The sequence below is a fragment of the Xiashengella succiniciproducens genome, from assembly GCF_023674465.1.
Classification (GTDB): Bacteria; Bacteroidota; Bacteroidia; order Bacteroidales; family Marinilabiliaceae; genus Geofilum; species Geofilum succiniciproducens.
This window is the reverse complement of record NZ_CP098400.1, coordinates 2,581,229-2,601,032: the sequence shown is the minus strand read 5'-3', so window position 1 is coordinate 2,601,032 and position 19,804 is coordinate 2,581,229. Positions and strand designations below refer to the sequence as shown.

Genomic DNA, 19,804 nt, shown 5'->3' with positions numbered 1-19,804 from the left:
TGTTAATGACATTTTGTGCTATGGGATAGATTATTTTGCTGGTTTTTCGCGATTCGGAATTAGTATATTTACGAGGTATAACAAAATCGAAACGGGCGGCATAATTTGGTATCTTTGCCGCACTTCATTATAAAACAGGGAGATTAGAAATGGCGGAGAATCGATACGGTAAGGGTGTTGATAAAGGGGTTGCTTTGGATGTAGCAGCTGGTAAGGTTCCACCTCAGGCTTTGGAGCTTGAAGAGGCCGTATTGGGTGCAATGCTGCTTGAAAAAGATGCTTTTGTTACCGTATCTGAGATTCTGAATTCCGATTGCTTCTACAAGGAAGCTCATCAGGTTATTTTCGAAGCGATAACCAATCTTTTCACTCGCGAACAGCCTATTGATATACTGACGGTAACTGAAGAGCTGCGCCGTATGGGCAAGCTTGATGCTGTGGGTGGGGCTTTTTACATAACACAGCTAACCGGCAGGGTAGCCTCTGCCGCACACATTGAGTATCACTCCCGTATCATATACCAGAAGTATCTGCAACGTGAGATGATACGTATCTCTGGTGTTATACAGACCAAGGCTTTTGATGAGTCTGAGGATGTTAATGATTTGCTTGAAGAGGCAGAGAACTCCCTGTTCATGCTTTCTCAGGGCAGCATGAAGAGAGATGCCATACAGATTAAGGGTGTTATCTCGGAAGCTATTGAGCATATCAAAATTGCCAGTAAGCGTGAAGATGGACTTAGTGGGATTCCTAGTGGTTTTACTGAGTTGGATAAGATTACTTCCGGTTGGCAGAATTCTGACCTGGTTATTATTGCAGCCCGTCCTGCGATGGGTAAGACCGCCTTCGTTCTTTCGATGGCCCGCAATATGGTTGTAAAGTACAAACATCCGGTCGCGATTTTCTCACTTGAAATGTCCAATCTGCAGCTTGTCAACCGTCTTATTGTATCTGAAACTGAGTTGGATGCCAACAAGATCAAGAATGGTAAGCTTACAGACCAGGAGTGGTTGCAGCTTGACAACAAAGTAACCGACCTGATTGAAGCCCCCTTGTTTATAGACGATACTGCGGGCCTTTCAGTATTTGAGCTAAGAGCAAAGGCCCGTCGTCTGAAAAAGCAGTATGATATTAAGGCTATAATCATCGACTATCTTCAGCTTATGAATGCCAGTGGTATGCGTCCAGGCAACAGGCAAGAAGAGGTTAGTATGATATCCAGGTCGCTCAAGGGTTTGGCCAAGGAGTTAAATATCCCAATTATTGCCTTGTCACAGTTGAGCCGTGCCGTTGAAATACGTACTGGTGAGGGTAAGCGTCCTCAATTGTCAGACCTTCGTGAGTCAGGAGCTATTGAACAGGATGCCGACATGGTACTGTTTATTCACCGTCCTGAATATTATAAGATTACTGAGGATGAACAAGGCAACAGCCTGATAGGTGTTGCCGAGATTATTGTAGCCAAGCACCGTAACGGAGCAACAGGCGATGTAAGACTGAGGTTCCGTCCTGAAGTAATCCGCTTTGAAGATTATAGCGATTCAGGTTACGGCGGTTTTGGCATGGATGATTTTGCAGAGCCGGTGACTCTTGGTTCAAGGATGAATGAAGGACCTGCCGAGCAGCCGGGTTCCCGTGGCGTGGATCTCAAAAGTGATTTCGGACTTGGACGAGGATTTGAAAGGGACGCTGATTTTTAGAGCCAGCCTATCAACTCGTGAAGAGAGGCAATTTCCTTAAATACTGGCACTTCATGGGGAATTGAATACGGGTTGTAATAGACATGGTCCAGCCCGAAATTTTTCGCTCCCAGGATATCTATTTCAAGACTGTCGCCAATGACAAGACTCTCAGTCTTTTTGGCATTACAACTTTTAAGTGCGTATTCGAAGAAACCTTCCTTAGGCTTTTGTACTCCTAATTCTTCAGAAATAAAGACTTTCTTAAAATAAGGTTTAAGTCCACTACGTTCCAGTTTTACCTTCTGGCTTTCTGTAAAGCCATTTGTAATTATGTGCATTGTATAGTGGGGCTTCAGGTATTCCAAAAGATCGAAGGTAAAGGGAACAACGTTTGTCTTTTGGGAATTGGTTGCGACAAACTCATTTGAGAAGAGTTCGGCCATTTCGATATTATCGAGACCTGCAGTCTGGAAAGTCTGGTGAAAGCGCCCAATACTAAGGTCAATCTTTCTGATCTCCCAATTCCTGTATTTCTCCCATAATGAGGCATTTATTGGAACGTACCTCTCATAAAACTCATTAAAGCTTTTGAAATAATGTCGGAGGTCGTATTTGTCAAATAGTTCGTTGAGGGTTAGTCTTTCGTTTGTTGCAAAATCCCACAGCGTATGATCAAGGTCGAAAAACAGGTGTCTGTACTTTTTCATGCTGCAAGATAATAAAAAAAAGCTGTCTCAAAACTCCGGTTTTGAGACAGCTTCCTTGACTATCAGTTGCTCTTAGTTAGTCTGAACAACCAGATATTTTGAAATGCTCCAGAATGCATCAGCGTCTTTTACATAAAGTACAAGGGTGCCTTCTTGTCCGTTAGCCAGTTCAAATGAACCTTCAGGGTGAGAAGTCAGAACCTTGGCCTTGCTTGCATACAGCGGGAATTCAGTAGCTGTACGAGTATCAACCTGGTTGAAGTACTGCTTGTCGAAGTCTTCCTTCAAAACCTTTGTGTCACCGAAGAAAAGGAAGCCTTCACGAGTGATAATGCTTCTGCTCTTCAGTTCTGAACGTGTTCCAACAGCATACCATGCTGTGTTCTTTTCGTCAGTAGTTTGGTTCAGTTGTGCACGTGTAGCTTCAGTTACCTGATGCAGTGAATCCATTGAGTAGCTTAGACCAATAAGTTCCTGAGACAGGTTGCCGATGATTACATCACGTTCAGCAAGTTGTTCCTGCAGTACAAGGATTTGCTCTGCTTGTTCCTTGAGTTGAAGTTCCATACTTGCTATCAGCTTATTCAGTTTGGCGCTGTTTGCACCTGCTGATTTAGCTTGTTTTTCAAGTTCCTGGATACGTTCCTTGTTTTTGAGCATCAACTCATAGATAAGTTGGATATCCTGATTGATTTGTTCACCTGCATGACCTTTAACATCACCTTGTTCAGCCTGAATAGAGATAATATTTTCTTTTTCCTTGATAATCCTTAGGTTTTCTTCGATCTCACCAAGGTTTTCAATAAAGCGGTTGATCATGATTTCCTTTTCGGCTGTAGCCAGCAAAAGAGAATCTTTTTCGCGAAGCAGCTCAGTCTTTGAGGGGCCCGGAGTACATTGCCACATAAACATTGGCAACAGTAAGAGTAATAATGCTGATTTTTTCATTGTTGTAAAATTTAAGTCAGACTTGCACCAATTAATTTTTGAAACTAAAATGATTTATGAGGATGGGAATCAATTCTACGATTCCTTTTTGCCTTCAACTACGAGAACAATTTCTCCTCTGGGGTCATTTTCCAAGTACCATGCCAGAAGTTCGGCTACCGTTCCTCGTCTGATTTCTTCATGTACCTTTGAAAGTTCACGACAGACCGCAGCCCTGCGGTCTTCTCCGAAGTATTCGGCGCACTGCTGAAGGGTTTTGACAAGACGGTGAGGAGATTCGTAGAAAACCATGGTACGGCTTTCCTCTGCAAGTGACATAAATTTCTTCTGACGGCCTTTTTTCTGGGGTATAAAGCCCTCGAAGCAAAAGCGGTCATTGGGTAATCCTGCCGCTACCACGGCAGGAATAAGGGCTGAAGCGCCCGGCAGGCATTCCACGTCTATATCTGCATCAATGCAGTATTTTACAAGCAGGTAGCCTGGATCTGAGATGCCCGGTGTTCCTGCATCTGATACGAGTGCAGCATTTTCACCTGCCTCTATGCGACGGGTTACATTGCTGACTGTGAAATGCTCGTTAAACTTGTGGTGGGATATGAGCTTGGTGCTTATTTCGTAATGTTTGAGCAGGATTCCTGTGGTACGTGTATCCTCAGCAAGGATGAAGTCAACCTCGCGAAGTATCCTTAAAGCTCTTAGGGTAATATCTTCCAGATTGCCTATGGGAGTAGGCACTACGTATAGTTTTCCGGCTGCTGTTGACTGTCTGCTCATCTGGTGAATCTGCGTTTCAACAGGTGCATAAAATGACTCTCGGCCTCACTTCCTTCTTTCCAGTTAAAGTTGGTTGAAATATAGGTCTTTGCTTCTTCAAAGCTTGTAAAAGTGTTGATCTTCTCGATGCTGTCGTTGAAAAATTGGGCGTTACCACCAAAAAGTTCACGAATAAAGAGGAACCTGTCATTGATACCTATTGCTTTCTTAAGATCGCTTACCGGTGCCTGTACCTTGGAATCCTGGATTTCTGGTTTGCTAAGCAGGTCATTAATAGCTTTCTTGTCTTTAACAAGCGTCTCTCCAAGTACGGTCTTTCCTTTGGAATCACTCTCTGGCTTTGCTTTTGGTGCAGTAGAAGCAGATGTGGTCGGATATTCAGTCAGAGGAGCCGCTTTCGGAATATCTGCCTTTTCTTGTTGAGATTCAGAGGTATCCTCGATGATTTCAAGGGGGGTATCAACTTTTTCGATGATTTTTTCCTGAGGTGGGGCAACAGGGGGTATCTCTGGAGTCGGAATTTTGTCCGTAACATCCTCAGTTTTGGGGATTTTCTCCTCATTTCTGGGAGTGATAGTAACAGTTTCCTTAAACCCGACAAGCAGGTCAATCTCCTTAATTATTCCCTCAGCCTTGCTGCGGGCAAGGTTGATATAAACTTGCTGGATATCGTTTTTTCCCCTGAATGTTTCTACAAGGGTCTCCAGTTCTTTAATGTCCTGAAGAATAATGCTGAGTAATGCTTCCCTTTCCATGGTAACCGTTTACAATCTTTTTTCTTTACATTTGCAAATGTAGTGATAGAAACCCAAGAATCAATTTACTCGGCTCTTTTTTGAGCCACTACTATCTGGTATACAATGTTTCTTGAACAAAGATCGGACAGGAGTCGCAGTCGCGGCTGGATTGAGGTAATTGCAGGATCAATGTTTTCGGGTAAAACCGAGGAGTTGATGAGGCGGCTCAGGAGGGCACGTATAGCCCAACAGAAAGTAGAGATTTTCAAACCTATTATTGACAGACGGTATAGCGATACAGAGGTGGTCTCTCATGATTCAAATGCCATTCGTTGCACCCCTGTCGAGAGTTCGGGAAACATACTTCTGCTTAGCTCAGATACTGATGTGGTAGGTATTGACGAAGCTCAATTTTTCGATAATGGACTTGTGGATGTGTGCACAACTCTTGCCAGCTATGGGGTAAGAGTAATAGTGGCTGGACTGGATATGGACTATACTGGAAAACCCTTTGGTCCCGTCCCTTACCTGATGGCATGTGCTGAGTATGTATCCAAGGTCCATGCAATATGTGTTAATTGCGGTGACCTGGCCAATTTCTCGTACCGTCGTAGCGGGGGTACCAGACTTGTGGAACTTGGTGCAAGTGATACCTACCAGGCAGTATGCAGGTCTTGTTATGATCAGCTGCGAGCTAACGAATCCAAATAAAAATGTCAGTCAAATGTATTTATTCAGCGATATAGCGTCCATGCTAAATGCACGGGCTGAGATAAGCACTGATGGCCAGGTACGTAGACCTGTATTTGATACCCGTCTTATTGTAGATCCTGAGGGTGCCGTTTTTTTTGCAATAAAAACTGAGACACGGGATGGACACAGGTTTATTCCAGCCGCCTATGAAAAAGGTGTGCGGTATTTTGTGGTATCTGAAAGATGGCAGGTGCCTGACAATTTCAGGGATGCTTCGTTTATTTTTGCTGAAGATACATTAAAGGCTCTTCAGGCCATTGCTGGCTTGCACAGACAGAGATTCTCAATTCCGGTAATTGCAATTACCGGAAGCAATGGCAAGACCATCGTAAAGGATTGGCTTGGACAGGCTTTGTCTTTCAGGGAGATTATTTGCCGGTCACCAAGAAGCTATAATAGTCAGATTGGAGTTCCGGTTAGCGTGCTGCAATTAAAGGAAAACACAAGTCTGGCCGTTTTTGAGGCCGGAATTAGCTATGTAGGCGAGATGGGTAGGCTGGAAAGGATTATTCGTCCTACATTGGGAATATTGACGAATATCGGGGCTGCACATCAGGAGCATTTTGAATCGCGAATTCAGAAGCTGGATGAGAAGCTTAAGTTGTTTACCGGATGCAAGACCGTATTCATGGGTAGTGATGACAGGGAGGTGTTAGACAGGAGCAGGGATAGGCTTAAAGGGGTGGAGTTGCTTACCTGGGGAAGGGGAGAAGACGCTGAACTAAGACTTTTAGAAGACAGGGCTGAGCGTGAAAAGCTTATTGTGCTCGGCTGGAAGGGACGCAAAATTAGTCTTGAGATACCATTCAGGGACAGGATATCGGTCGAGAACCTACTGCCTGTTGTACTTGTGATGCTTTACCTAGGATGCAATGATGAGGAGATTAAGCGCCAGGTTAGGTCTCTTCAACCTGTTGCCATGCGCATGGAGTTGAAGGATGGAATCAACGGCTCCCTGATTATTAATGACTCATATAATTCTGATATCAATACTCTGGAACTGGCACTTAGTGTGCTTGAGCAAAATCAAAACGGAAGGCATAAGGGCAGGACTCTGATACTATCAGATATGTTTCAGACCGGAATAGAGGACAGACTACTTTATCCCCGTGTGGCTGAGATTATAAGCAAGAAAAATATAGACCTGTTTATTGGTGTGGGAAGCAAGCTTTCGCGATATGCCGCTTCATTTCCAGATAATTCTCTGTTTTTTACAGATACTGACGATCTGCTGGACTCTCTTGGAAGTATCAGTTTTAAGGATAGTGTTGTGCTTATAAAGGGTGCACGTCAGTTCCGCTTTGAAAGGCTTGTAGAACGGCTTGAGCTAAAACTGCACAGTACTGTATTGGAGGTCAATATTGATGCACTACTGAATAATTTCAGGGTATTTAAGAAGAAACTTAAGCCAGGGGTGAAAACCCTTGCCATGGTAAAGGCCTTTGGTTATGGCAGCGGACTTATAGAGATATCATCTGCCCTGCAACTTGGCAGGGTTGATTATCTTGGAGTCGCATTTGCTGATGAGGGGGTGGAACTGCGGCAGGCAGGCATCAATACACCGATAATCGTTATGAACCCGGAGCCTAGGAGCTTTGCACTTATGCTTGAATATGGTCTTGAACCGGAAGTGTATAGCTACAGAATTCTTGAAGCTTTTAATGACGCTGTTAATACCTTTGGCAATGAGCCATACCCAATACATATAAAGCTGGATTCAGGTATGCACCGGCTTGGGTTTTATGCAAGTGATGGCAAAGAGCTAATAAGCAGGTTGAAGAAGATGCCTATGCTTAAGGTTAAGTCTGTGTTCTCCCACCTGGCAGGTAGTGACGAGGAGAAGCATGATGAATTTACTCTGGACCAGCTCAGGCTCTTTGATTCGTTCTGCAAGGTTATTGAAATGGGATTGGGATACAGTTTTATAAGACATATACTAAACTCAGCCGGGGTAGAACGCTTTTCTGATTATCAGTTTGAAATGGTCAGGCTTGGTATTGGATTGTATGGCATCAGTTCGGTAGGTGAGACCGAACTGCAAAATGTTCTGACGCTTAAAACCTATGTTTCCCAGATTAAAGAAGTTGAAGACGGTGGTACAATCGGTTATGGACGAAAGGGGCATGTAAAGCAAGGGGGGCGGATAGCAGTGTTGCCCATAGGTTATGCAGACGGGCTTAACAGAGGTCTAAGCAATGGAAAGGGGATGGTTAGAATTGGTAGCACTCTTGTCCCTATAGTTGGAAATATCTGCATGGACAGTTGCATGATTGACGTGTCAGATATTAATGTTAAGGAAGGTGATGAGGTAGTGGTTTTTGGAGATTCCCCAAGTGTAATGGATATTGCAAATGCCCTTAATACCATTCCCTATGAGGTGTTGACTGGTATCAACCGTCGTGTGAAACGGGTTTACTACAGGGAATAGGGCTCCTGCTCTGCATTCTGAGACGCATTTGTTTCCAGTCTTCTTGAGGATATAACCCCTGTGAGTAATAGTTATTGCCGTATGTATTGCCGATTGACCAATGCAAATGGTTGAAGAATGTTTGCTGGACAGCTACAGATCCTATTGAGTATTAACCCAGACGTGAAATACGTTCAAGGCTTTCTTCATCGAGGAGTCTGATTTTACGGCCTTCTACTTCAATAAGTTTTTCCTTTGTAAAGGTGGTCAGTGTACGAATAGCGTTGGATGTGGTCATGTTGGAGAAACTTGCCAAATCCTCACGTGAGAGGTGAATATTCAGAGTATTCTTTTCATCTTCAAAGCCGTAGATATCCCTAAGCAGGATAAGACTCTCGGCAAGACGTCCGCGGATATGCTTTTGAGTAAGTGTAACGGTACGGAAACGTGTAAAGCCAAGTTCGGAAGCAAAGGATTTAATGATATTCATACAGAGTCGGTTGTTATTGAGTAGTAAGTGCTCAATAACCTTCTTCTCGATATGGAAGACTACGCAGGGTTCAATTACCACTGCTGAAGCAATGTGTGCGCCTTCGGCAAATAGGGCACGGTAACCGATAAAGTCAGGTGCTTTGGCAAGCCTCACAATCTGATCCCGTCCACCGACACCTTCAGTAAAGACCTTTACTTTACCTGAGCCCAGGCAAAGCAGACCTGTTGGGTATTCCCCTTCCTGATAGATAATCTGGTTTTTACGGAACTTCAGTACCGTATGATTCTTCTCCAAATACTCCTTCTCCTCAGCGGTCAATACGCTATAGACTAGTGAAATGTCCTTTATTGAAGGTTCTGTGCCTGTTGTCTTCTTGTATCCAGCCATTTTTGATACCGTGCTCTAAAACACTGTTCTAAAGCATGCGAAGTTATAAAATTTTCTTATTTAATCGTAATAAATCCGTTAATATAATCGGTATTCAGCAACAAGGGGCATTCGTCTTCCGGGACCGAATGCTTTGGTACTTACCCTAAGTACCGGTGGAGTTTGAAATCTCTTATGTTCATTGCGGTTTACCATAGTCAGGACCCTTGCAACAAGGTCTTTGTCAAAGCCCTGTTCTACGATTTCACTAAAAGAAAGGTTTTGATCTATGTACCTGAAAAGAATTGGGTCAAGTATGTGATACTCAGGTAGAGAATCCGAGTCCTTCTGATCGGGTCTTAGTTCGGCCGATGGGGCTTTGGTAATAGTGTTTTGCGGAATCACCTCTCTGTCTCTGTTGAGATATGCAGCAAGTCTGTATAGATCGCTCTTATATACATCTCCCACAACGCTGAGACCTCCTGCCATATCTCCATAAAGAGTTCCGTAACCCACAGCAGCTTCGCTTTTGTTGGATGTGTTGAGGAGTATATGGCCAAACTTGTTTGAATAGGCCATAAGAAGAGTCCCCCTGATACGGGCCTGGATATTTTCTTCTGTAAGGTCGGCCTTGCGTCCTTTAAAGCAGCCCTCCAGGGCTGCTTCGAAGCTCTTGAATATATCCTTTATCGGAACGATATCTGAAGAGATGCCGGTGTTGGCAACAAGAGCTTCAGCATCACTTATACTATGATCAGAGGAATACTGAGAAGGCATCAGCAGTCCATGGACATTATCCGATCCAAGTGCTTCTGCCGCCAGGGCTGCAACAATAGCAGAATCGAGACCTCCCGATAGTCCTACCACAGCTTTTTTAAGCCTTGACTTTTGAAAGTAGTCACGTAGTCCGCAGATTAGTGCCTTGTGAATCAGGACAATATCCTTAGGCCATGGACCCTCAGGCAGATCTGCATCAGCCTCTTCTGGTGCTTTCTCGAAGATGCTGCCATCAGTTATGAAAAGTTGTTCCTTAAAAAACTCAAGTCTGCGAGCGACTCTGCCCTTGTTGTCAATAACCATTGAACCTCCGTCGAAGATTAGTTCGCAGTTGGCTCCGGTCTGGTTGACATAGTATAATGGCATATTGTAAGCAGCCGCTTTCTTGCAGAGCACCTGTCTGCGGGTTTCGTGCTGGGTATAGGAAAAGGGTGATGCAGCGATATTGACTGCCATATCGGGTTTTAGGGCAGCCAGCTTCTGCATGGGTGACAGGGTGTAGAGATGATTACGGTCGAAGCTTTTGTCAACAGGACGGTCATCCCAGATATCTTCACAGATAGTAACTGCTATTCTGTGGCCTTTGAAACTGAGTATGTTGAAATCTTTGTTTGGTTGGAAATAACGATACTCATCAAAGACGTCATATGTAGGCAACAGGGTCTTGTGTACAACCGGAGTTGCCTGACCATCATTGAGAAACCATGCCGAGTTGAACAGGGGTTTACCCTTGGTGTTGTAGTTGATTGAAGGGGCACCCACTATTGCAGCAATACCATTACAATGTTTAGCTATTCCACTTATAGCATCGACAGCCGCTTTTACAAAGTTCTCCTGTGTCAGCAGGTCCAGAGGCGGATAACCTGTAATTGCCAGTTCGGAAAAGATTATTAGGTCGACATTCTGAGCCTTCGCATCCTCAATGGCTCCAACTATTTTACTGCTGTTTCCTTCCAGGTCACCAATCTTATAATTTTGTTGGGCCAACGCCACTATTAATTCACCAGGCATAGTCGTTCAGATTCAAAATCAGTAGTAGGAAAGATTAGAATATAAAACCAAATTCAAATACAAGTCGGTTGAGTATTGCCTTGTCATTATAACCGTTTCTTTTGGTTGTGTCCATAAAGCCGTTATTGAACAAGAGTCCAAATACCAAGGCGTTTTTACCTCCTACAGAATATTCGATTCCACCTCCGATATGGTATCCGAGGTCCAATAATTTTACTTCATCTGAGATTCCATTATCGTCATTGTCTTTGGCCATGATATTCAACTGAGGCGAAAGGCCGAAGCGGCCATAGATATTCATGCGCTTTATATCTTCAGACCTTAGTTTCAGACCTACCGGAATTTCAATGTACCTTAGATTGTATCTTTGTCTTGACTCTAAAGTATTGTCATTTTCCGTGATGATGTAGTTAATCTTACCACCTGTTGTATTAATAGTAAGTCCCGATGAAACAGCATAGTTGTCACCGAAGAAATAATCGACTAATAGTCCGAAGTTGTAGCCCATTTTTGAACCGCCGTTATCAACTTTGTCCATGTCGGATTTCATCCATGAGATTTGGGGTGACAATACAAAGGTGAAGCGAGTGTCACCGGTCGACTGAGCGGCTGCATAGCCGGTCAGGAGAAGGAATACCAGTATAATGGTTGACTTTTGCATAATTTTCGTGTCAATTAGGATTCGAGTTGTTAGATTTGTTTCTTAATCCGTTTAGTTGCAAACTTAGTGAAAAGCACAATAATTGCACCAAAGAGAAAATATTAAAACGAAATAAGCCATGAAGAGAAGTTTTTATTTAGCGTTAGTACTGATAACAACCCTTGTTTCGTGCAATAGAACCAAATCTCCCGATGTGAAGGGTATTGAAGTTGACTTTGAGCTAATCCCTTTTTATGAGGAGTTGTTTGCAATTGCTCCCGATAATTTTCAATACGAAGCAGAACGTATGAAGGAGAAATATGGTTCATACCTTGAGGCTTACAGCATGGGGATTATCAGGATTGGTTCGACGGAAGATGAGGATTTTGTGGGTAACATGAGCTTCTTTCTTGCATATGAGCCAAATAAGGAGGTGCTGGATACAGTAAATATAGTATTCAAGGACAGGGACGCTTTACGGAGTAAGCTTGAGAAGGCCTTCAAGCACTATCGGTACTACTTTCCAGAAGCATTAATCCCGGATGTATATCTGCATATATCAGGATTTAATCAGTCAATCGTGATTGATTCTTCATGGGTATCAATCAGCCTTGAGAAATATCTTGGACGGAACTGTGACTTTTATGAGAGACTAGCTATTCCTGTTTATCTGAGGAGATTTATGTCGCCCGAGAAGGTCGTTCCCGATGTGATGTTATCTATTGGTATGACTGAGTATCCATACAACAGCAAGACTGATGATCTTATCAATCAGATGATTTATGAGGGTAAGATGAGGTACTTTGTCAGGAAGATGATTCCTGATATTCCTGATACTACATTGTTTGATTTCAATACCACCCAGATGGAATGGGTGCGAAATTACGAGAAGGATATGTGGCAAATGATTGTAGAGCAGAAACATCTGTTTGATAACGACAGAATGGTATTACAGAGATATATTGGCAAAAGTCCCTTTACCTATTATCTGGGTCAGGAATCACCTGGTGGTGCTGCGATTTATCTGGGATACCGGATTGTTGAGTCGTATATGAAGCGTTATCCTGAAACCACGCTTGCAGATCTTATGAAAATCAACGATGGCAGTCAGGTGCTTATGGAGGCCCGTTACAATCCCTGATTATGGATATAAAAGCTCAAAAAAAGGAGCTCAGGAAGCTTGTCAGAGAACTTAAGAAGTCTGCATCGCATGAGCAGGTGCAGAAAGAGAGTGCCTGTATTGTTAAGCAGATTAGCGAACTTGAACTGTTTAGGTCAGCCGGAACGGTATTAGCTTTTTGGCCCATGCCTGATGAGGTTGATATTCGTCTGTTAATTAGAAAGTGGGATGGGCAGAAACGCTTTTTATTGCCTAAGATAGTAGGAGATCAGCTAGAGCTGAGGTGTTTTGAAGGAGAAGACAAGCTGGTGATAGGTCCTTCTTTTGGGATACTTGAGCCTGCAGGAGAAGCCTTTACAGACTTTGAATCAGTTGACCTAGTTATTGTGCCAGGAGCAGCTTTCGATAAAGAAGGTCATCGTATGGGCTATGGTAAAGGCTACTATGACAAGCTGCTTCCCAGGTTAAAAAATGCAAGGACCATTGGAGTGGGGTTTTCATTTCAATTGTTCCCGTCTGTTCCTTGTGAAGCCCATGACGTAAGGTTGGACAGAGTGCTAACACCAGAATAATAGAAAAAAAAAGGCCCGTCTGCTGACAGGCCTTTTTTCACAGCATGTTATGCAGGGTGAATGCTTTCTGTAGGACAAACATCTGCGCATGAACCGCAGTCTGTGCAAGCTTCAGGATCTATTTTATAGATATCGCCTTCGCTTATTGCTTCAACAGGACACTCATCTATGCAGGTTCCACATGCAATGCAGCTATCATCAATTACGTATGCCATGACGGTTAAATTTAAATGATTGATAGTACAAATTTATAGTCTTTTTCTGGTAAACAAAAAAACCTGTGCATGGAATTACAGGGATGGAGTAATTTGTACCAAGTATAAATTGCCGGAGATAGCTGTGCTGGGCTCAGGCTTTTGATGTTTAGTGTTTTACGGTGTTAACTGCAATCCATGTCATCAGTCCTGCCGATGTTTCAAGAGCCTGTTCGTTAAGGTTGAATATGGGAGTGTGAAGCGCACCAGTTTCGCCCTTATCCTGCTTAACTCCAAAGCGATAGAATGTAGATGGGAAGCGGTGAGTATAGTAACCGAAGTCCTCTGCCGTCATCCTTATATCCATATATTCAACATTTTCATTACCAAGATATTCGCTTGCGAGGTTGGCTGCGCTTTGAGTCAATTGCTCGTTGTTAAACACCATTGGATATCCGTCCTTGATATCCACCTCTGCCCTGCATGAGAATGTTTCAGCAGTTGAGGAGGTTATTCTTTCAATATGCTTTTTGATTTGGGCGCGCCACTCTTCGTCCATGGTACGGAGTGTGCCGGCTATGCTGACAGTGTCAGGGATGATATTTGTAGCACCTTTGGCCTCGATACTTCCAAACGACAGAACTGTAGGAATGGTAGCAGGCACAAGGCGGCTTACTATCTGTTGCAGGTTGACGATAATATGAGATGCTGCCAGCACAGTGTCGTTGAGACGGTGGGGCATTGCTGCATGCCCCCCTTTGCCATGTACCTTTATGTAGACTTCATCTCCAGAAGCCATATAGATACCCTTGCGGAAACCTACCTTTCCACTTTCCATCTCGGGTAGTACATGCTGGCCGATAACAAATTCTGGCTTGGGATTATCCAGTGCACCCTCCTTGAGGATCATGGATGCACCACCGGGAAATACCTCTTCTCCGGGTTGGAAAATGAGGAGAATGGTTCCACCCCATCTGTCTTTAAGTCTGTTGAGTAGTATTGCGGATCCCAGGAGCGAAGCGCTGTGAGCATCGTGACCACAGGCATGCATTACACCATTGTTGGCTGAAGCAAAGGGGAGACCAGTAGCTTCTTCTATCGGCAAAGCATCCATATCTGCCCTGAGGGCAATAGTCCTTCCGCTGCCTGATTGCCCGTCGATACGGGCAATAATACCAGTACCGGCTATCCCCTTTTTATAGGGGATATTATGCCGGTCTAGTATTGATGCTATATAGTCTGAGGTCTTATGCTCATTAAAAGACAACTCGGGATTTTGGTGCAGCCATCTTCTGAATGATACTATTTCACCAAAGAGCTCTGCAGCCATCTGCCGTACTTCACCGGGAGTGATTATTGACATAGGCATAAACCTCTGAGTGTTGTTATTGTAACAATGCTCCAATAGTTGATGCAATTTCTGCACCTCTTAGATTCTTGTAAATAATCTTTCCTTCGCGGTCGAGTACCCAGGTAGATGGAATACTTTGAACAGCATACAGCTGCTGAGCTACACTGCCATCAGCATCGTGGAGCAGTGTCCATGAAAGGCCGTCTTCTTTAACAGCTTCCATCCATTCCTCTGCTGTCTCATCAAGTGAAACACTGATGATTTCAAAGTCTTCGCCACCAAACTCCTTGTACAGTGCGACCAGGTTAGGATTTTCCTCACGGCATGGACGGCACCAAGATGCCCAGAAATCGATAAAAACATATTTTCCACGAAAAGACTCAAGGCTTACGTCGTTGCCGTTGATGTCTTTAAGTGTAAACAGAGGAGCTTCGTTGCCTACTGTCAGCAGTTGTTGTTGACGAAGAGGAGCAAGCATTTCATTCAACATCACAACGTAGGGGTGATCTCCAAGGTTGGTTGTCATAGTGTCAACAAGTGCAAGAATCTCATCTTGTTCGAATATTTGAGCGATATTGATTACAAGCAGAGCACCTACAGCATTGTTGTTGTTAGCGTTAATAAAGTCACGGATATAGCTCTTCCTCTCTTCAGCTGCAACCTGAAGATCTGCAATAATGCTTTCTGCAAGGGCGTTATCTCCCATTGCCTGTGCACGCATATACTCATCTCTGAGTTGTTCATATACTTCAATGCTTGGCATTTCGTCTTCAAACTTTACCAATAGGTCGTTATGTTTTGACCCTTTGATAACAGCCTTTTGCGGATCCTTAGTACTCCCGGTGATAGATATAGAGCTGTTCTCGTTGAAGAACGCAATGGGAGTCTCAATCTCGTTAACAAAGATGTAGTATAGCTCAGGATATACAACGCTTCCAGTGAAAGTGAATTTACCGTTTTTCAAGGTAGTGGAATCAATGTCTTCTATGCTGTCTACACCGATTTTCTTCAGATAAACAGTACCTTCGCTTACATCCTCAATCTTACCGGAAATCTTATAACTGTCGCTTGAGCAGGAGGCCATTGCAAATACCAGTGCCAGGCCAAAAAACAATTTTTTCATTAGTAGTTGTATTAGTTGTTCAATAGGTTGTAAATGTATGATTAATTTTTTGATAATTACTTAATAAAGCACTGGTTACCTGTCTTTAAATTTTTCTTTTAAATAGAGTTCCGACAGTTCTCTTGCTGCTTCAAACGAGCTAATTCTGGCATTCTTGACTTTTTCCTCATATTCTGGCATCATCTTCTTGATAATGTCGCTTTGGTAGAAGTCGTTTCTTAGTCTTTCCTGAATGGTTTCAAACATCCAGTAGGTCGCCTGTTCCCTTCGGTTTTCCTCGAAAAAGCCGTTGCTTCTGGTAGTATCAAGATACTCTCCTATCATATTCCAGACACTTGTAATTCCGTCTGAAGTAACAGAAGAGCATGTTTCCACTCTCGGTATCCAGCCCGACTTAGTTGCGGGTAGGAGGTGTAGTGCGTTGCTATATTGACGCTTAGCAAGTTGGGCTCTTTGAATATTGTCGCCGTCAGCCTTGTTTATCACAATCCCGTCAGCCATTTCAACTATGCCTCGCTTGATACCCTGGAGTTCGTCCCCAGCCCCTGCAATTAGTACCAGTAGGAAGAAGTCGACCATTGAGTGAACCATAATCTCATTCTGACCTACACCTACAGTTTCGATAAAGATCGTGTCAAAGCCTGCTGCCTCACATAGTATGATAGTCTCTCTGGTTTTGCGGGCTACTCCACCCAGCGAACCTGCCGAGGGGGAGGGGCGGATATAGGCATTGTCCATCGATGACAGTTTCTCCATTCTTGTCTTATCTCCCAGGATACTCCCCTTGGTTCTTTCGCTTGAAGGGTCTATAGCAAGAACTGCAAGTTTGTGTCCATGCTCAATCAAGAAGGTCCCCATAGCTTCAATAAAAGTACTCTTGCCGGCTCCGGGCACTCCTGTGATACCTACACGCACTGAGTTGCCTGAATAGGGTAGGCACTTGAGTATGATTTGTTGTGCAATATCCTGGTGTTTGGGGAGCGAACTTTCAATAAGTGTTACAGCACGGCTGAGTATTGAGATATCACCCTTTCTGATGCCATCAAAGTACTCATCTGCAGTCAGCTCACGACGTTTGATTTTCAGAAAACGGTTTGCCGCATCCGGATTGACGGATGGAGGCTGTTCGGTCCCTTTATTGATTTTCAGACCTTTGAATTCCGAATTGTCTTCAATATGCTCAAGGTCCTTGTTGAAATGCATGATAATTAATTTGTTATATTGAAAATAATACTAATCGGTAATACTTTGGCGAAACACAAAGTTAAGGTATAAATTCAACCGGGCACAACATCGCTTAAGGATTAGCAAAAAATAAGCCCCAGCGCTACTGCGTCGGGGCTTAACGGTTTCAATAGCACTATGTTTATTGTTCTACAGTTGCAGAAATCCTTAATAATGAAGTACTTTTCTTCGGGTCGTTTGAATAGATCGTTACAGATTGGTTCTGACGTCCATTGCGACCGTGTGTGTTGAATGATACTGGCAGGTCGATTGTTTCGCCTGGTTTTACAATCTTCTTTGCAGGTTGTGAGACTGTACATCCACAAGATGAACGCACCTTGTGTAATATCAGGTCACTTTTGCCCTTATTTGTAATCTTGAAGACATGCTCTACAGTAGTACCTTGTTTGACAGTGCCAAAGTCATAGTTGGGCTCGCTAAACTGGATGTCAGGAGCCTTGGCTAGTTCATCTGAGCTAAGATTTGAATAGTCTTCCTCGATTGTTGCGCTGACGCTAATCCTGTTGTTCTGAGGTTTCTGGCCGTTGATAGTCACATTAACCTGATAACTAACAAAGCCCCAATCATCAATTTTTGAAGCATCAAATACTGCAACGATTTCACCTTCTTTGCCTGGAGCAACAGTTGCAGGATCTGTCTTAATTGTGATATGGGAAGGAACCTTCTCAAATGCAAGGGTTACAGGTTTGTCGCTTGTATTGATAAACTCAAGTCGGGTTTCCTTCCTGGTACCGGGTTCTATCCTTGTAAATGACAGGTGGGATGATTTTGCACGAATCAGTCCCATATCTCTAGGGTAAATATCCTCGATTCCTTTGGGACGGGGAACTACATTACCCACTATCCTAAGTATCTCAGTAGGGGTAGATGCATTAGAAGTAATTGTAATACTCTTATTGAAATTACCCGGACGGTTGCGTGGATCGAAAGTGGCCTTGATGCTTCCTTTGCCACCGGGTTGTATCGGTGTGCGAGTCCATTCGGGTGTAGTACAGCCGCATGATGCAACTACGTTGTGAATTACAAGCGGTTGTTTTCCTTTGTTTACAAATTCGAAGACATAGCTTACTGGACCATCTGCCTCATTAACGTTGCCAAAATCATGGAGTTTCTTTTCAAAACTCATTTCAGGTTTTTGTGCAGCCAATGTAAATGCCAGGCTTAAGAAGCTAAGTAGAACACCAATCTTTTTCATCGGTAGTTTATTAGATTAAACGAATCATATTTTTTTGGATAACTTTTTATCTCAATGGTTTAATGCAAACTTAAACGCAAAAAAAGTACCACATGTTTAGTTTCGTAGTACTCTTAACTTTTTGTTTAGAACTACCAAAGTTATAAAAAAATGATTTATGAGGTCTCATGACTGGCAATTATTGAATGTCCGATCCGGCAGTGGAGACATCTTTTGGGGGTGCAGTAGTTTTGATACAGGTATAATAGCGCCTGACTTTGCAGGGCACTGATTGGTTCTATTTTTAAAGCTTTCCACCTGTCGATAATTGAATTTCGTTCTGGTTTGAAACTATCAAGCCAGCAAAGGGCCTTGGCTTTTAGTTTCTCATCATCCCTAAGGCTGCCATAGGCAAAGGTTAAAGGGATAATGGTATTGATACAGATTAATTCTGCTGACTGTTTGCCAAGTTGTTTTTGCCTGGGACGCGATGAAAGTCCGGGACGGTGGTGGTTGGTCCAGTAATCGGAAGCGCATATATCCAGCAGGTCGAGAGCCTCTGTAATTGATATTGCACTCAGTAATCTGCCGAGAGAGATTTGTTTGCCATTAAAGAGCGTCGCCAGTTGAGCCAATCTGACACTTGGAAAATTGGAAGGTCTAAGTCTAAGGAATTTCCATTGATGCGCGGGGACCGAACTAAGGCCATACTTAGCCCTGAGTATTTTGTATTCGTACTTCAGATGGCGTACATAGTCGTCCTGGTCAGGGGCTTCGTCCAGCATCCCAGCCTGACCAAGGAACAATGCCTCCAGGCATCTGATATCATCGCGATTCTTGAGCACTATCCTCCAGGGTGTGTTTCTTGCCAAACGCTCAAATGGTTGGGCGTTAATCCCAAAGCCAAAGTTTCTTGTCAGCAGAATGTAAAAGACCTCGTCCCAGTCACCATCGTATGATTCGTAAAGTAGTCTGATCTGCTCTACTTTTTTCTCGAGCTTCTCGATTGCCATGCGTTCTATCCAGGAGTTGAGCGTGAGGAGGTCAAGGCCCTGCAGCTTATCTCCGCATGCTATGGGTTTACTGCTTTTGCTGAGATCCATGTATTTGCGATAAAGATGGTCAGGTATGGGCATAACCCAGGCAGGAATCTCACTGCCGTTGCTGGTGTTAACCGCAGAGTCGTATTGTCCTACAACGTGGAGTATCACATTGTCGTAGGCCTTATCCCTGTGATGCTTGTGACGTATCCAATCGGATGCCCTAAGGTGCATCTCGACGTTTCCAGCCCAAAGAGTGTCACCAATTCTAACCTTGGCATTGAAAAAGTCAGGGCCGGCATCCGTATTGGGAAAGCCCGGATGGATAATTTCTAGCCGTTCGCCATTCTCCGTGAAGTAATTACCGGCATTGTAAAGCCGGTGTTTCCATAGATAATGCAATAGTTCCTCATGCATATTGGCCGGGGTTTGGGTTTTGATGGCTTAAGCCCCTGAGGGCTTAAGCTGCAAGTTATGAAATAGATGCATTGTTTGCAATGAATTTCATAATTGTGAAAATTGACTTCTGGTATTAAATAGTACAAAAATTATAAGAAGCTGTTAGATATGTTTGTTGCAGTGATTAGCAATTGTTACTTTTGGAGGTAATTAAGCATTGAAATGTTTGTTTAGAAATAATTCAAATATTAACCGGTTAACATAATGAAAAAGAGCGTATTATTTATTCTA

18 protein-coding genes are annotated in these 19,804 nt (G+C 43.5%); 5 read left to right on the top strand and 13 right to left on the bottom strand.

What is annotated here, in order from left to right:
- The first annotated feature begins 149 nt into the window (after positions 1-149).
- Entirely contained in the window at positions 150-1,700 is a 1,551-nt protein-coding gene (dnaB, locus tag M9189_RS10750) for a replicative DNA helicase (protein WP_250723140.1), read from the top strand.
- Here the strand turns inward: dnaB and M9189_RS10745 are convergent.
- The 4 genes from M9189_RS10745 to M9189_RS10730 all read right to left on the bottom strand — a co-directional run bounded on the left by M9189_RS10745 (position 1,697) and on the right by M9189_RS10730 (position 4,866).
- Positions 1,697-2,389, bottom strand: coding sequence for a YjjG family noncanonical pyrimidine nucleotidase (locus M9189_RS10745; protein ID WP_250723139.1), 693 nt, complete (start codon positions 2,387-2,389; stop codon positions 1,697-1,699). The genes dnaB and M9189_RS10745 overlap by 4 nt on opposite strands.
- A gap of 72 nt (positions 2,390-2,461) precedes the next feature.
- Positions 2,462-3,337, bottom strand: coding sequence for a Cbp1 family collagen-binding glycoprotein adhesin (locus tag M9189_RS10740; protein WP_250723137.1), 876 nt, complete (start codon positions 3,335-3,337; stop codon positions 2,462-2,464).
- A 75-nt stretch (positions 3,338-3,412) separates the two neighbouring features.
- On the bottom strand, positions 3,413-4,111 hold the full coding sequence (gene rsmI, locus M9189_RS10735; RefSeq protein WP_250723135.1) for a 16S rRNA (cytidine(1402)-2'-O)-methyltransferase: 699 nt from the start codon (positions 4,109-4,111) through the stop codon (positions 3,413-3,415).
- Positions 4,108-4,866 carry a hypothetical protein gene (locus M9189_RS10730; protein WP_250723134.1) on the bottom strand — a complete coding sequence of 253 codons (759 nt, stop codon included), beginning with the start codon at positions 4,864-4,866 and terminating at the stop codon, positions 4,108-4,110. Before M9189_RS10730 ends, rsmI begins: the two co-directional genes overlap by 4 nt.
- A 105-nt stretch (positions 4,867-4,971) precedes the next feature.
- Between M9189_RS10730 and M9189_RS10725 the strand changes: the two genes are divergently transcribed.
- Positions 4,972-5,559 (top strand): thymidine kinase, encoded by a 588-nt coding sequence (locus M9189_RS10725; RefSeq protein ID WP_250723132.1) that lies wholly within the window; start codon positions 4,972-4,974, stop codon positions 5,557-5,559.
- Positions 5,560-5,572: 13 nt separating this feature from the next.
- Positions 5,573-8,029, top strand: coding sequence for a bifunctional UDP-N-acetylmuramoyl-tripeptide:D-alanyl-D-alanine ligase/alanine racemase (locus tag M9189_RS10720; protein ID WP_250723131.1), 2,457 nt, complete (start codon positions 5,573-5,575; stop codon positions 8,027-8,029).
- Between the two features lie 151 nt (positions 8,030-8,180).
- Here M9189_RS10720 and M9189_RS10715 read toward each other — a convergent pair whose 3' ends face one another.
- The 3 genes from M9189_RS10715 to M9189_RS10705 form a co-directional block, all read right to left on the bottom strand.
- Positions 8,181-8,888 (bottom strand): Crp/Fnr family transcriptional regulator, encoded by a 708-nt coding sequence (locus tag M9189_RS10715; RefSeq protein WP_250723129.1) that lies wholly within the window; start codon positions 8,886-8,888, stop codon positions 8,181-8,183.
- 78 nt (positions 8,889-8,966) lie between these two features.
- Positions 8,967-10,655: an NAD+ synthase gene (locus tag M9189_RS10710; protein ID WP_250723127.1), complete on the bottom strand. Its 1,689-nt coding sequence runs from the start codon at positions 10,653-10,655 to the stop codon at positions 8,967-8,969.
- Between the two features lie 34 nt (positions 10,656-10,689).
- Positions 10,690-11,316 (bottom strand): porin family protein, encoded by a 627-nt coding sequence (locus M9189_RS10705; protein WP_250723125.1) that lies wholly within the window; start codon positions 11,314-11,316, stop codon positions 10,690-10,692.
- A 118-nt stretch (positions 11,317-11,434) separates the two neighbouring features.
- On the opposite strand from M9189_RS10705, the gene gldB reads away from it, so the two are divergent.
- A complete protein-coding gene (gene gldB / locus M9189_RS10700) occupies positions 11,435-12,436 on the top strand; it encodes a gliding motility lipoprotein GldB (protein WP_250723123.1) in 1,002 nt (333 codons plus the stop codon).
- A gap of 2 nt (positions 12,437-12,438) precedes the next feature.
- Positions 12,439-12,987, top strand: a complete 549-nt coding sequence (locus M9189_RS10695) for a 5-formyltetrahydrofolate cyclo-ligase (RefSeq protein WP_250723122.1) — start codon at positions 12,439-12,441, stop codon at positions 12,985-12,987.
- 47 nt (positions 12,988-13,034) lie between these two features.
- Here M9189_RS10695 and M9189_RS10690 read toward each other — a convergent pair whose 3' ends face one another.
- The 6 genes from M9189_RS10690 to M9189_RS10665 all read right to left on the bottom strand — a co-directional run bounded on the left by M9189_RS10690 (position 13,035) and on the right by M9189_RS10665 (position 19,531).
- On the bottom strand, positions 13,035-13,202 hold the full coding sequence (locus M9189_RS10690) for a DUF362 domain-containing protein (protein WP_250723120.1): 168 nt from the start codon (positions 13,200-13,202) through the stop codon (positions 13,035-13,037).
- Positions 13,203-13,350: 148 nt separating this feature from the next.
- Positions 13,351-14,550: a M20 metallopeptidase family protein gene (locus tag M9189_RS10685; protein ID WP_250723118.1), complete on the bottom strand. Its 1,200-nt coding sequence runs from the start codon at positions 14,548-14,550 to the stop codon at positions 13,351-13,353.
- 16 nt (positions 14,551-14,566) lie between these two features.
- Positions 14,567-15,655, bottom strand: a complete 1,089-nt coding sequence (locus tag M9189_RS10680; protein ID WP_250723117.1) for a TlpA disulfide reductase family protein — start codon at positions 15,653-15,655, stop codon at positions 14,567-14,569.
- 75 nt (positions 15,656-15,730) lie between these two features.
- Entirely contained in the window at positions 15,731-16,858 is a 1,128-nt protein-coding gene (meaB, locus tag M9189_RS10675) for a methylmalonyl Co-A mutase-associated GTPase MeaB (RefSeq protein ID WP_250723115.1), read from the bottom strand.
- Between the two features lie 163 nt (positions 16,859-17,021).
- Positions 17,022-18,095: a DUF1573 domain-containing protein gene (locus M9189_RS10670; protein ID WP_250723113.1), complete on the bottom strand. Its 1,074-nt coding sequence runs from the start codon at positions 18,093-18,095 to the stop codon at positions 17,022-17,024.
- A gap of 155 nt (positions 18,096-18,250) precedes the next feature.
- The gene (locus tag M9189_RS10665) at positions 18,251-19,531 is read right to left on the bottom strand and encodes a DUF2851 family protein (RefSeq protein ID WP_250723111.1); all 1,281 of its coding nucleotides are present in this window, start codon (positions 19,529-19,531) and stop codon (positions 18,251-18,253) included.
- Between the last annotated feature and the right edge of the window lie 273 nt (positions 19,532-19,804).